Consider the following 12,418-nt stretch of genomic DNA (forward strand, 5'->3'; position numbering starts at 1 on the left):
TCACATATCATAAATCTTTTCATATTTTTGTGCGAACTTGCTGTTATTTTGGTTTTCAGCAAAATAATCACATATATAGGAATCCGGTTTGATTTCTGAAAAAAATTAAGTATTTGTCGGGTGCGTTATGACTTTAGTCTAACGCACCAAACCCTTGAAAATGGTGCCGTACTCTCGGCGATAACACACCCTACGTGTTGTTCAAAAATCAAATAGTAATCCTATAGGACTTACGCAAAACTACACGCGCTCAGGGGCAATTCATGAATTGCCCCTACCTAAAAATCTGACTTTTCACGTTATGTGGAAAAGTCCACCAAAAACCTAACCCCCTAACCCCCTTCCCTCCTAGGGAAGGGGGAAAATTCAAAGTCTCTCTCCTTAAAGGAAGAGAGAAATAGAAGCGAGGTTTTCCAGATGTCGTGAAAAGTCAGATGGAGGATCAAGTCTTAACCCAAGCCTAATAAATAAAAAAACAACTCCCTGAAGATGTGGGAGTTGTCATTTTGTATTCGAGTAATTTTTTAAAAGATTCAGAATGGAGCGATGCCCTTCTCTACGAGACGCTCCGCGAACGGCGCAGGCTCAGGGTAAGACCTGGGTTGGGCTGCGCCTACGCTAAACAGATAGTAGCCAATATAGCAGCGATTATATAAAATACTCCCACCACTTGCAATTCTGACCAACCAGTTAGTTCTAAATGATGGTGTAAGGGTGCCATTTTAAAGAGGCGCTTCCCTTTGCCATCGGGTCCCTTGGTGGCTTTGTAATAACTTACCTGTGCCATCACCGAAAGGGTTTCTACGAAGAAGATACCACTGAGAATGAACAGAGCTACTAAGGTGTTTGTCAATAATGCTACAGCCGCTAAAGCTCCTCCCAACGCCAGGGAACCGGTATCTCCCATGAAAACGCGGGCTGGGTTCCGATTATGGGCTAAGAAACCTAAGCAACCACCACTTAAAGCCGCACAGAAAACCATCAACCCTGGTGCTGTCGGGGCGATCAGGGCACCTAATGCCAAAAGTGCGATCGCTACTGTTCCTGCTGCCAAGCCATCAATACCATCTGTTAAATTAGTGGCATTACTTTCTGCAACTAGCACAAAACCTGCTAGAGGCCAAAATAGGAATCCTAATGGTAGTGTGAAGCCCACCCAAGGCAGAGCAATATTTGTAATATTAGAAGGTTGATTAAACATCAGCCAGAAACAAAACACTGCCGCAAAACTCACTTGCAAAGCCAGTTTTGTTTTGGGAGATATACCTTTATTTGATTTACGGCGCAGAATTTGCCAATCGTCGAGCCAGCCAACCAATCCATAGCTGATTGTCAAAGCCGAAACTGCAAGCACATCTTTAGCAAAGTTAGACAATATACAGGCAAGCAGCACAGATACAGGTATAAAAAATATACCTCCCATTGTGGGGGTGCCTGCCTTTTTTAAATGGGCTTGGGGTCCATCTTCCCGAATGATTTGTCCAGTTTTGAGTGCTTGAAGTAAGGGTATTACCCAATAGCCCACGGCACCTGAACCCATAGCACACAACAGTAGTGGCAGGGTTAGCGACATACTTTGCCAGGGTAGCCGATTGGCCATGGAATCCAAGAAAAATGCTGTTATACCTAGCCCTACGGCTAATAAAGAGGCTAGAGCGATTCCAGAAATATTTAATCCTTGCTCAGGAGATAATTTAGCGTCCACAAAAGTTTCCCTTCACTCCACACTTATAAAACTGAATACCAGGAACTAGGGATACTACCAATTCCCTAGCTTGAAAAGGCTAATTCTCAGCGATTTCTATATCATCCTCATCATCATCGAGGTCGTAGCCAATTCCATCTTCTACACCCATTAAAGAGTCTATTCCTTCTTCGTTATCTTGAAAATCCGGTTCGTGAACGTCACGCGATATGATGCGATCGCTGCTTTGCAACCAGTCCAACAAAGAGGACTCTGGCTTTAGGGGGATGACATCGGCTCGTTGGTTACGAGGTTCTTCACGTAATGGAGAGTTCAACATATCAAGTCAGGACAAGAAAAGGTTTAGGTAAGTTGACATTTAGAGTCTATCACTTGACACGGATTTATTTAGTTATCTTTTCAACCCTTTGGTTGACAAATCCGCATTGAGATAGAAATTTTTTATTTAATGGGCATAAGGCTTAGGTCAAGCGATTCTTAGTTATTTTTATGGCTCTACATATATCTCATGAATATCTTGTTTATGCTGATGGAAGATGAGTGATTTTTGAGGTGACAGGCGATGATGGGAAAAGCGGCTCTTATCGATGCGATCGCACTTACTAATCGCGGTCTACTGGCGACTGAAGGACAGAAACAGGCTATCCTCGCAGCGATCGCCAATTTAGAAGACTTTAATCCTACACCCCGTCCCGTGGAAGCTAGTAATTTGCTAGATGGCAATTGGCGATTACTATACACCACTAGCAAGGCTCTTTTAAACTTAGATCGTCTACCTTTGTGCAAACTCGGTCAAATCTATCAGTGTATCCGGGTAGAGACTACCAGTATTTACAACATAGCTGAGATTTATGGCTTACCTTATTTGTCAGGATTAGTCAGCATTGCTGCTAAATTTGAGCCAGTTTCCGGTCGGCGTGTCCAAGTGAAATTTGAGCGGTATATTATTGGCTTACAACGTTTAATAGAATACAATTCTCCGGTAACTTTTATCCAACAAATTGAAGCAGGGAGAAAATTTCCCGGAATTGATGTTGCCATAAATAGTGACAAACAGCAAGGCTGGTTAGATATCACTTATATAGATAACGATCTGCGGATCGGCAGAGGTAACGAGGGAAGTGTGTTTGTCTTAACTAAAACATAAGCTTGTACAAAATAACTGTTTGCGAACGAAGGTAAGCTATAACGTGTACCTTGTCAAGTAGGTTATAATACCGTTTTAAATTTGGGGAGTGGGGAGTGGGGGAGATGAGGGAGAAAAAATAACTAATATTTAATCCCCAGTCCCCATGCCCCATGTCCAATTCAGACAAATAACTTAACAAAGACTCTTGTTGCAACCTTGAGGTTGTAGAGTGAAATCAATTAGCCCTCTAGATTGGCAATTGATAACTAAAAGGGAAAATAATCATGGTTCAACGTGGTTCTAAAGTACGTATTCTCCGCCCTGAATCCTACTGGTTTCAGGATTTAGGAACTGTGGCTTCTATTGACCAAAGCGGCATCAAATACCCTGTAATTGTCCGCTTTGAAAAGGTCAATTACTCTGGTATCAATACCAACAACTTTGCCCAGGATGAATTAGTCGAGGTTGAAGCACCAAAGGCTAAAGCACCTAAAAAATAGCAGCAAAGCTACAAGGGGCTTATTTGATGCGATGATGAAGGGTAGTCTGAAGTCTGAAGTCTGAAAATTTCAGTTCATTCGTTCTTCATCCTAGACTACCCTAATCTACGAGAGCCGCCCTGCGGGTATTTACGGTTTCTCTAGGGTAGTAATAGTAGCTATATACGGCTGTGTAAGTTACTACCCAATCTCTTCTTTCTTGACCCCCCAAGTACATCAATATTGCTTGCTTAATCTGTTTGAATGCCTGAACTGCCTGAAGTTGAAACAGTCCGAAGGGGTCTAAATCAATTGACCCTCAACCAAGAAATCACGGGGGGAGATGTGTTGCTCGATCGCACCATCGCCTACCCGTTTTCTGTAGGTGAATTTGTTGATGGAATTAAACAGAATGCGATCGCTACTTGGCATCGTCGCGGTAAATATCTCCTGGCCGAACTCTCCTCATCTTCCCTTCCCTCAAGCAGTTGGCTAGGGGTTCATCTGCGAATGACTGGTCAATTACTATGGTTGGATCGAGATGAACCATTACACAAGCATACGCGGGTCAGATTATTCTTTGGGGAACACCAGGAATTACGCTTTGTAGATCAGCGTACCTTCGGTAAAATGTGGTGGGTTCCGCCTGGTGTTGCGGTAGAAAGTATTATCACTGGTTTGGCAAAACTGGCAGCAGAACCATTTTCACCCGAATTCACTGTTGAGTATCTAGCAAGGAAACTCCAAAACCGCCGTCGCCCGATTAAGACTGCGCTACTAGATCAATCGGTGGTGGCGGGATTAGGTAACATTTATGCCGATGAAGCGTTGTTTAAGAGTGGAATTTTACCTGAAACCTTGTGTATAGATTTGCAGCTACAGCAAATTCAACGTTTGCGAACAGCCATAATTCAAGTGTTAGAAACGAGCATTGAGGCTGGTGGTACAACATTTAGTAATTTCCTAAATGTTCAAGGTACTAACGGCAACTATGGTGGTGTTGCCTGGGTTTATAACCGCGCTGGAGAACCCTGTCGAGTCTGTGGCACAGCAATTCAACGGCTTAGGTTAGCTGGGCGATCTAGTCATTTTTGCTCCCAGTGTCAAACGCTAGGGGGAGTTAGGAGTTTGGAGAGACACGATTAATCGCGTCTGTACTTTGGAGAGAGGCGATTAGGGACTTCCAAATAAAAAAATATCCAATTAATTCTTGTGGGGTGGGCGTCTCGCCATTGGTGTCAACTTAAGCTGAAATCTTCTGACTGTATGAGTTTTGCCCTCACCCCAGCCCCTCTCCCCAAAATGGGAGAGGGGAACAAACAAATTCTCTAGTTCCCCTTATCCCATGTTGGGAGAAGGGGTTAGGGGATGAGGGCAACTCTGGAACCCTCTCTCTTACCTGACTTCTAAGTTAACTTGACACCAATGGCGTCTCGCCCGCCCAGTCCATAGGGCGCTTATGTTGCCCACCCCATAATATTGGATAATTTATTTCTTGGAGTTCCCTTAATCGCGTCTGTACGTTAGGAGTTTTTACTTATAACTCGGAACTGCTATACAAAACTTGGCTAAACTTATCTAAGCTTCGCCATTCAACTAGAAGTAATTTCTAGAGGGTCTGCTTCTTGCTTCAACCAAGAGAGTCGGCTCCAAAAGTCCCCAAGCGTAAATTCGGCTCTAGCCGAGCCGATTTTTTTGGGCTGTCAATTATTGTTTTGAAGCTTTTAGCCGTTTTTCAACCATTATTTTTCACATATTTAACGAATCGTGGCATCCCGTTCGACCTTTTGACAGGCTGGCTAGTAATGAAAGCGACTGTGGTTTACAAACCAGATAATTTTTGGCCTTGGTTTTCGGCACTCAAGAAAAATTATCAGAAAGTTACAACTCTGTCAATATCCTCACACTGAAGAACTATGAGTAAATGCAAGAAAAGTATTTGGCTATTTAGTCAAGCTCTCTTAAAATGCAGATGAAAGAAGTTACAAATTTGAGAGAGGAACTGATGGCAGTCAAAAAAGGAGATATGGTTCGCGCTGTCCGCGAGAAGCTAGAAAACAGTCTGGAGGCAAAAGCCAGTGATACTCGCTTTCCTTCTTATTTGTTTGAAACCAAGGGCGAAATTGTAGATGTCAAAGGTGATTACGCCCTGATTAAGTTCGGGAAAGTGCCAACACCTAATATTTGGTTACGTGTGGATCAACTTGAAGAGTTTAAATAATCTAGAAAAGCCCACGCAAAACTTAACCCCCTTCCGGCATCGGGAAGGGGAAAATTCAAAACCTCTCTCCTACAAGGCTGCGGTTCACAAAAGTCTGAAATAGCTGATTAAGCTAGGTTTTACCCCACCCTAACCCTCCCCTTATAAAGGCTACGGTGTACACACAAGTCTTATAACCTAGCCCCACAACGTTTTGATCCCCCCTAACCCCCCTTAAAAAAGCAGGGCTGATTCATTCCCTAAAAGACCTTAATTTACAAGCGTATCAGTCAAAAAAATCAGGTTTTTAAACACTCTAATTGGGTCAAAAACCAGGCGATCGCACTTAAATTTACCGATTGAAACAGTAATTTTTCGATTACCAACTCACTAAATTTTCTGGTTGATACTCTTGACAAAATTCTGATCTGAACGAATGAAACAGCCCTGCCTTAAAAAAGGGGGGGAAAAGAATCAAAGTCCCCCAATTTATCGTAAATTCAAGGGTTTAAGACCCCAACCATTACACGTAGTATCAGTTGAGTTGGGGTTTAAATCCCCGACTCCAACTGTCTTTAATTTGGAAGTAATAAGTAATTCGACTTGTGTGTACACCGTAGCCTAGAAGGAGAGAGATTTAGTTTTTTGTCAAGTTTAAGTTGATGGGTAAACAAGCAATACTGCGTAGGTTTTGACTAAAAAATAGAAATGTATAGGTTGGGTTTCGTTCCTCAACCCAACCTACAAATATTCTTAACCGAGCAGTATTAGGTAAGCAAGTTCGTAGTAAGGACTTTAGTCCTTTATTTATATAGCGGTTCCCACTCAGATGCGGTACAAAATTATATCGCAAGGTGTAGGGGCAATTCATGAATTGCCCCTACGGGTGGGGAGCATCCCAAATGTGCAAAAACCTTGATAGCCCTCATCCCCTAACCCCTTCTCCCATCTTTGGGAGAAGGGGAAATAGAATTATGTCTCCCCTCTCCCAAAGATGGGAGAGGGGCTGGGGGTGAGGGAAAAGATTTAAGCTCTCATTGGGATGCTACCTACGGGTGTACCTCACGTGAACGAGAACCGCTATAAGCACTTAAGTGTTTACTACAAACCTTCAAAACTGGCTTGACAAAATACCAGCTTCGTATTAGCGACGGGAATCTTGATCGGCGGGGTCGCCGTAGGGGTCTTCGCTAGCTGGGCGGACGTTACCAAACTCCCCTTGGTCTGCGGGGTCGCCGTAAGGGTCTTCACTAGCTGGGCGAACGTTGCCGTAAGACGCGATATCTGCGGGGTCGCCGTAGGGGTCTTCACTAGCTGGGCTGACGTTGCCGTAAGATGCTGGATCTGCGGGATCACCGTATGGATCTTCGCTGGCTGGACGTACATTGCGATCGCGCAATTCGGCATCTTGATCAGCTTGATCGCTGTTCGACCCCAAAAGTAAATCTTTCGCCTTTCGGAAAAATTCATCTACCATAATCTGTCTCCTGATTTAAGTTCGTGTTTCCGACGTGCGCGATTGGCGTTATCCTCCGGGAAACCCGCTTTCTTATTTACACACGCTTCGCTGATCTAGAGTGCCGGAGCTGACTCTGAAGTTATACCAGTGAGATCGCGACCTGTGGTACTCCCGTTATAGCCTTGGAATTGTTGATACTTTTGCGCCTCAGATTCCGGCACTCGAATTCCTTCTTTTGGTGGAGTTACCCAGTGGGCGCGTTTTTCAGCGTCACGGTAGTATACACGCCCATTCTTGGAAAGATAGTACTTGCCTTCTGCTCCTTCTTGTGAAGCATTTTTATGCTTGTTGTAGAGGTAATAAAGTCCCGCAGCTCCGGCCAAAATCGCCACTTTCTGCCCTGTAGACAAGCCCTTCTTAGCTTCGGGTTGGTTTATAGAGTTGCGATCGCTCACTGTTCTACCAACACTATCATCAACAGGTGGTGGTGTTGAAGCATTTCGGGAACCGCCTCCACAGCTACTTAGTAAGGGTACCATTAGCAATCCCGAAAGCAGCACTGCAAATAGACGCGAAACTATTTTACGTTCTTTATATATTGTTGTGTTCATTGGATTTCATCATCACCTGTATTTGCTAAAAGCCTAGCTGTTGCAAAAACAAAGTTGGAATTCCTGTTATTTCGCTGGGAATTGAAAAAACATCTACCACTCAATTTACAACTGCACGGCTACAGCGTTTCTCTGTCATAATCATCTATTTTCTCAAGTATTTCATCCTGCCTTTGAGAGAAACTGCATTCATCCCAAGGAAATATATTGTTGATTTTTGATGAATCAATTTAACTTGATTTCGACGGCTTATATAGTTACTGTCCGTCTAAATAAAAAAGACCTCTCCCTGGTTTTACTACGTAAAACCGTCTCTCTCCGAGTCGGAGAGGGAAAGACTTGAATTTTAGGTAGGGAGAGGTTCGTTTAACTCACGTCAATTTAGCCCAAACGCGGAAATGTTCAGCAATTTCTCGGTTATTTTTTCTGCGTAAATAATTTAAAAAGATACAGTTACTATGATGATATTTGCCAAAAAGTACACTCAATATGACATCACAAAATACAGCCCAAACTAGAACTCGTCTCCTTTTGGCTTTGTGGAATTTGGGAGGAACGCAGCAGGAAGTGAACAAACGTCAACTTCATGACCGAATTATATCCAAAGGCCAGAAGGTAGCAGATTATCAGGGCATATTCGAGGAATTACAGAATCAGGGTGCGATCGCAATCTCCAAAAAGGGATATTCTTTGACATCTGGTAAGGGGTTAGAGGTATTGGGTGAGGGTTTGAGAAGTGGCGATTTTAAGTTTGAAGGGACAATTGTTGGTACTTGGGCGGCGAATGCGTTGGTGAGGTGGATTAGTCAGATTGATGTGGCGGTGGCTGGTGCAGATGTACTGGTTAATGGGAAAAGTGCGATCGCATCTTATGACGAGTTTAAACCAGAGATTCTTGACTTGTTTGATACGCTAAACACTACCAGCAGCTACAGCGGTCTTGTGCCGATATGGCATTTGCGTCAGACACTAGGGAAGCGAGTAAGCCTTGACAACTTCAACAACTGGATGATGGCTATGCAGAGTGAGCAGTTGTTTTATCTCCAGAGTGGAGAAGCTCGCGGAGCCACAGAAGAACAGAAGAGAAACTCAATCAACAGTGATATTCGAGGTCTTCTGTTTTTCGCTAGTAAACCATCTTAAGAACAAGGTAGAAAATAATCATGTCAACTACAGATTTGTATAGAATATTTGACGAAGCACGCAAGCAATGTCCTAATCCTTTCACGCTGAAATCAGTCATATCATCTGATGAGGTTTGGGGTGAGGTTATGACTGATTTACCCAGCTTGAATCAACATATTGACGAAAGGATATCTGATGCAATCTTTGAGATTCGCAAAAAATATTCAAACAAGATTGGTATTGCTGTCAAAGGTGATAGAGGGACTGGAAAAAGCCATGTCATTCATCGGATATGGAAAAACATTGCACAAGAAGGAGGATCTGTCTTTGCTTATATCGGTCCTTGTACTAATCCTAAACGCATCAATTCTCATGTACGCTTTTATTTAGCAGATAGCTTTAACCATCAAGACATTCAAGGTGTTACCCAATGGCAGAAACTTGCCGCAGCAGCAATTAAAAGTTTAGAAGAATCTGAATTCAAGGATAAATATAGTCAATACATTCAAAGATGTGATTCTCCTAATGAACTGAAAAAGTATATTATTGCAAGTCAAAATAAAGATACACTACTAAGCTTCTTCGATGAATTGGTTGAAGCAATATTAGAAAATCAACCTGGAATTGACTCCGATTTTTTGAGGGCGCTACTATTTTTACTCTTGAAAAGTGTGAAATCTGCTCAAATTGCCTTCGCATGGATTAAAGGTGAAGATCATCCTGAAATAAAAAAACTAGGCTTACCCGAATTTCTGATTGATCAACAAGAAGATAAATCTATCTGGATTATTCAGCAGATATGTAAACTAGCTGAAATAGCATTATTACCTGTGTTGATTTGCTTTGATCAAATAGATTATGCTGGAAATGATAGTGACTCTGGAGACAGTGGATCTCAAATTATCGCTAAATGCATTGATAAAATTTACTTTCAATGCAGTAATGTGATTCTCATCTGTTGCGTTATCAGCGATACATGGAGAGAAATCGAGCAGATGGGAAGCGGTATTCCAGATCGGGTTGGTCAAAGGTCAGTTACCGCCAAACCACCGACTGCGGAACAGATAATAGAGCTTGTCAAACTCCGGTTAGATTGGTTCTATAAGAACAACAATCTTAATTCTCTTGACTATCCTAATTTATATCCTTTTAATGAAAATAAAATAAGGAATGTTGCGAATCAATCCGCTGGTGTACGTTCCCTGATGAAATGGTGTGCAGAAGAGTTTGAAAAGGGTGTGATCCCTCCAGATAAACCTGATCCACCAGGAACTCTGGAAGATAAAAAAAAGAAAGATTTTTTGGAAAAATATAACGAATTGCTGAGTAACCAAATTGATATCCCAATCAAAGATGATGATAAATTGGCAGCAATCATCAGCTGTGCTATGAAAATGATTCCTGATGGAGGGACAGAAAACGTAGTGATTACTAAAGTTGATAAAATTTCTGACGCATCACATGATTTGCATTTAACTGTTTCTGGATATGACTCTTTACATCAGCGCAATATCAAAATTGGGATTAGAGTATCTGAAGCAACAAATGGCAAAACATTTAATGCAGTAATGGCAAGGTTGCTAGACTATAAAAAACACGATATTACTCGTGGATGTCTAGTCCGTTCTACTTCTGTACCGAAAAATTGGAGAGTTGGAAACCAATTGAAAGACCAGCTTAAAAAGCAACAAGGAGGCGAAGTAGTTGTTTTGAAGAAGAATGAAATTAAACCTTTAGTAGTAATTGAAACAATTTACGATCAAGCTGAAAACTACGGTTTTGATAAAGAAGAAGTAACTAATTTTGTTAAAGACTTAAGACTAGTTGCTAATAACCTACTCATTTGTGAAATCCTAAGTGCGCCAGTGTAATATGAGTATTTCCATAATTAATGGAATTCAAATTCCAGCTTTTGACGTAGAAATGTTGACTAGAGGCAAGTTAATTGTAGTACCTTTCAATCAATTTCAAAAAGAAGGCAAAGTATTCTGGCTATATCCAGGTCAAAAGCTACCGTATAATCTCAGCCTAGAACAATATTATCAGCCTGAATATTTAGCAAAAGCTAAAATTTGTTCAGTTCAACATACAACATATCCTATTCATATTAAAGCTTGGGCGCGTTGTGAACTTCACTGGCATATTAATCCTGATCAAAAGCAGCTTTTACCTAAAATTGCAGAAGCCACAATTTGGCAATTGAGTGCTTTGGAACATATTTTTGAACAGTATCAAGTTCTGAAATTATTGATATTGCGAGTTTATCATTTGTCTACTTTATCTGTAGTTAACACACCAGTTTATCCTAGTGCATTTTACTGGAATAAAGCTGAAGACTTAATAAATAATGCAAGTAAAAATGATACCCCGATAGTTTCTAATGCTAGTTTTATTAGGCGTAAAACCTTATTGTTGACAGGGAAATTGTATCCATATACAGATATAGAAAGTTTGCAGTTTCAATGTGAGCAGATGGCACAAAACAATACAGATGCTCAACAGTTAAATTACGACATTAAAAATTTTTTGGGATGGACTAGTGAAGCATCTAACGAAAAACTAGATCAAAATCGGGACTGGATAAATGATATCGCATCATTGGGTAATCGGAGCAAAGAAGAAGATGAGGAAAAAACTAATTATCAAGCTGGTACAGATTTTGAAAATGTAGTGCGTGATAGCCTAGAACTTCTGGGATTTACGATTGACTATGCTCACAAAGGCGGTGCTGGTGGTTTAGATTTATTTTGTTCTAAACCATATCCACTTTTTGGTGAGTGTAAAGCAGGTAAAAAAATTCCCAATCCTACCGCAGTGCAACTATTGAATTTGGGAATGCTACGCCGACCAGACCTTTTTAATCAGGCTGCTAAATTAATTATTGGCCCTGGTGAACCAACAACCCAACTACAAGACGCTGCAAAAATACAAGGTATGGCTATCATTAAACCAGAAACGCTTCAGAAATTAGTCAAGTTACAAAGCAACCATCGCAACTCAGTAGACTTATTTAAGCTAAAAGAATATTTAAAAGCAGGTCAATCTGATGAGGAAGTAGAAAAATATATTGACCAAGTTTATACAGAGATGAGCCTGCGATCGCAGATGATCACAGCAGTCAAAGAACTCTCTGAACAAGACAACGAAACTTTAAAAGCTACACATCCGAGTTTCACAGTTATAGAAATTCGTGTTCATTACAATGTTACTCATAATCCCCGGCTAAATGATGAAGTAGTTCACGATTTACTGATTGAACTTTCCTCACCTTTAACAGGCTATTTAGGACGAATAAAAGGCAGTAATTGGAATAGCGATCGCTTTTACTTTCTCCGCGATTTACCTATTAACTAAAGATAATATAGCGTTTCTCAATCTAGTGAGGTACATCTTAAGCCCCCTCCTCGCTTGCGGGGGTGGGGTTCTTGTACCTCACTCAACCGAGAACCGCTATATAATATATCTCTTTTCTTAGAGGTTGTTTGAAAAGTAGTTAGGTGTGATTTTAGGCACTCGCTGATCCCCCCTAACCCCCAGGGCTGATTCATTCCCTAAAAGACCTTAATTTACAAGCGTATCAGTCAAAAAAATCAGGTTTTTAAACACTCTAATTGGGTTGGGTCAAAAACCAGGCGATCGCACTTAAATTTACCGATTGAAACAGTAATTTTTCGATTACCAACTCACTAAATTTTCTGGTTGATACTCTT

At 41.3% G+C, this 12,418-nt stretch carries 12 protein-coding genes; 8 read left to right on the plus strand and 4 right to left on the minus strand.

Annotated features, from left to right (window positions below):
• Nucleotides 1–613: 613 nt before the first annotated feature.
• Nucleotides 614–1,705 (minus strand): phospho-N-acetylmuramoyl-pentapeptide-transferase, encoded by a 1,092-nt coding sequence (gene mraY, locus V7K97_RS22255; RefSeq protein WP_334803161.1) that lies wholly within the window; start codon nucleotides 1,703–1,705, stop codon nucleotides 614–616.
• Between the two features lie 79 nt (nucleotides 1,706–1,784).
• The gene (locus V7K97_RS22260; RefSeq protein ID WP_334803162.1) at nucleotides 1,785–2,024 is read right to left on the minus strand and encodes a DUF3134 domain-containing protein; all 240 of its coding nucleotides are present in this window, start codon (nucleotides 2,022–2,024) and stop codon (nucleotides 1,785–1,787) included.
• A 243-nt stretch (nucleotides 2,025–2,267) separates the two neighbouring features.
• Here V7K97_RS22260 and V7K97_RS22265 point away from each other — a divergent pair, with 243 nt between their 5' ends.
• The 5 genes from V7K97_RS22265 (at nucleotide 2,268) to V7K97_RS22285 (ending at nucleotide 5,534) form a co-directional block, all read left to right on the plus strand.
• Nucleotides 2,268–2,852 carry a PAP/fibrillin family protein gene (locus tag V7K97_RS22265; RefSeq protein ID WP_334803163.1) on the plus strand — a complete coding sequence of 195 codons (585 nt, stop codon included), beginning with the start codon at nucleotides 2,268–2,270 and terminating at the stop codon, nucleotides 2,850–2,852.
• A 266-nt stretch (nucleotides 2,853–3,118) separates the two neighbouring features.
• A complete protein-coding gene (locus V7K97_RS22270; RefSeq protein ID WP_094349537.1) occupies nucleotides 3,119–3,334 on the plus strand; it encodes a photosystem I reaction center subunit IV in 216 nt (71 codons plus the stop codon).
• A gap of 243 nt (nucleotides 3,335–3,577) precedes the next feature.
• Nucleotides 3,578–4,459, plus strand: a complete 882-nt coding sequence (locus tag V7K97_RS22275) for a DNA-formamidopyrimidine glycosylase (RefSeq protein WP_334803164.1) — start codon at nucleotides 3,578–3,580, stop codon at nucleotides 4,457–4,459.
• A gap of 479 nt (nucleotides 4,460–4,938) precedes the next feature.
• Nucleotides 4,939–5,223 carry a hypothetical protein gene (locus V7K97_RS22280; RefSeq protein ID WP_334803165.1) on the plus strand — a complete coding sequence of 95 codons (285 nt, stop codon included), beginning with the start codon at nucleotides 4,939–4,941 and terminating at the stop codon, nucleotides 5,221–5,223.
• Nucleotides 5,224–5,318: 95 nt separating this feature from the next.
• Nucleotides 5,319–5,534 carry an NAD(P)H-quinone oxidoreductase subunit O gene (locus V7K97_RS22285; RefSeq protein WP_229550829.1) on the plus strand — a complete coding sequence of 72 codons (216 nt, stop codon included), beginning with the start codon at nucleotides 5,319–5,321 and terminating at the stop codon, nucleotides 5,532–5,534.
• A gap of 1,123 nt (nucleotides 5,535–6,657) precedes the next feature.
• On the opposite strand, the gene V7K97_RS22290 is transcribed toward V7K97_RS22285, so the two are convergent.
• Complete coding sequence (locus tag V7K97_RS22290) at nucleotides 6,658–6,990, minus strand: translation initiation factor (protein ID WP_334803166.1); 333 nt, start codon at nucleotides 6,988–6,990, stop codon at nucleotides 6,658–6,660.
• A 95-nt stretch (nucleotides 6,991–7,085) separates the two neighbouring features.
• Nucleotides 7,086–7,583 (minus strand): hypothetical protein, encoded by a 498-nt coding sequence (locus V7K97_RS22295; protein ID WP_334803167.1) that lies wholly within the window; start codon nucleotides 7,581–7,583, stop codon nucleotides 7,086–7,088.
• Between the two features lie 489 nt (nucleotides 7,584–8,072).
• On the opposite strand from V7K97_RS22295, the gene V7K97_RS22300 reads away from it, so the two are divergent.
• Genes V7K97_RS22300 through V7K97_RS22310 form a run of 3 tightly spaced genes read left to right on the plus strand, consistent with a single transcriptional unit; the run spans nucleotide 8,073 to nucleotide 12,062 of the window.
• Entirely contained in the window at nucleotides 8,073–8,726 is a 654-nt protein-coding gene (locus V7K97_RS22300) for a hypothetical protein (RefSeq protein ID WP_334803168.1), read from the plus strand.
• A gap of 20 nt (nucleotides 8,727–8,746) precedes the next feature.
• A complete protein-coding gene (locus V7K97_RS22305) occupies nucleotides 8,747–10,579 on the plus strand; it encodes a hypothetical protein (RefSeq protein ID WP_334803169.1) in 1,833 nt (610 codons plus the stop codon).
• Between the two features lies 1 nt (nucleotide 10,580).
• Nucleotides 10,581–12,062 (plus strand): DUF1802 family protein, encoded by a 1,482-nt coding sequence (locus V7K97_RS22310; RefSeq protein ID WP_334803170.1) that lies wholly within the window; start codon nucleotides 10,581–10,583, stop codon nucleotides 12,060–12,062.
• Nucleotides 12,063–12,418: the final 356 nt, after the last annotated feature.

Origin of the sequence: Nostoc sp. (genome assembly GCF_036917815.1) — a bacterium.
GTDB lineage: Bacteria > Cyanobacteriota > Cyanobacteriia > Cyanobacteriales > Nostocaceae > Nostoc.